Below are 966 nucleotides of genomic sequence, written 5' to 3' on the forward strand. Positions count from 1 at the left end.
AATATATACTAATATATACTATTGATACAATAAGTTATGTTAACTTCACATGATTATATTATACAAAAACTCAGCAAATACCGTTACAAAAAGTGTACAAGCCATATCTACTCTCTCTAAATAGTTTATTGCGAATCTATTTTAAGGAGATCAGTAAATGGCATATTATGTAGGCTTAAATATATTTGTTGCCCCAAGTGCTAATAGTAGTAATGATAGACTTGCTCAAATGTTTATAGGAGCTCAAGACTATTGGAGTCAACATGGAATAAATCTAAATTTCCGTTGGCATTTTTCCCCAGATGTTAATCCTCAAAACTATTGATTTACCTATACCAATGAAGAGTATTCCGCAGATAAAATTGACTGTTTTAATCCAGATACTTTAAATAATTTACTCCCATATACGCAAGGAGTTAACGAATGGATTGGATTATTTTTTGTCGGAGGAAATAGATTAGCAGATGGAGAAAGCTCTGGGTGCACTTCGTATGTACCGATTGTTCAGAATGGTGAAATAACGAGCGGTACCGACCCTTACTTTTTTATAAAGTGAAACTTAAATTCGCGTGGGTGCCCATCCCCCGCAGATTATGAGCTCTCACTAATCAGTTTTTTACGGGCAGTATAAGATTTTTACGTTGTCGTAGCGTACTAAATTTGTGTTTTGTTGGTGCTACCCCCTCGCTATCAACCTAAGAAAAGTAAATATCCCCAGAACGAAATTTTTTGCTAACTTGTAGCAAAAAAACTCATTTTTTCGTTTTGGAGTAATTCTGAATGCTTAAGTTGCTGAGCATGTGTAAAGAAGGCCATTTTGATTAATCTTTATTCGAGATGCCTTCTTTTTGTTTGTAAAGAATCCCTTCATAAATTGTTTTTATTTTCATATAGTGAAAATAAGTTTTGAAAAAGTATGAAAATAACAAATTAATAAAAAAACATTTTTATTTCATTGTAAATACG

General features: G+C 32.3%; 1 protein-coding gene. It reads left to right on the plus strand.

From position 1 onward, the window contains the following. Positions 1 to 157 precede the first annotated feature (157 nt). Complete coding sequence (locus AC1DTM_RS28685) at positions 158 to 325, plus strand: hypothetical protein (protein WP_165762439.1); 168 nt, start codon at positions 158 to 160, stop codon at positions 323 to 325. Positions 326 to 966: the final 641 nt, after the last annotated feature.

The organism is Bacillus sp. P4_D3, assembly GCF_056401855.1.

Bases quoted from the DNA above. Each gene is read 5' to 3' on its own strand.
- AC1DTM_RS28685 (WP_165762439.1), top strand. From the start codon at position 158: ATGGCATATTATGTAGGCTTAAATATATTTGTTGCCCCAAGTGCTAAT.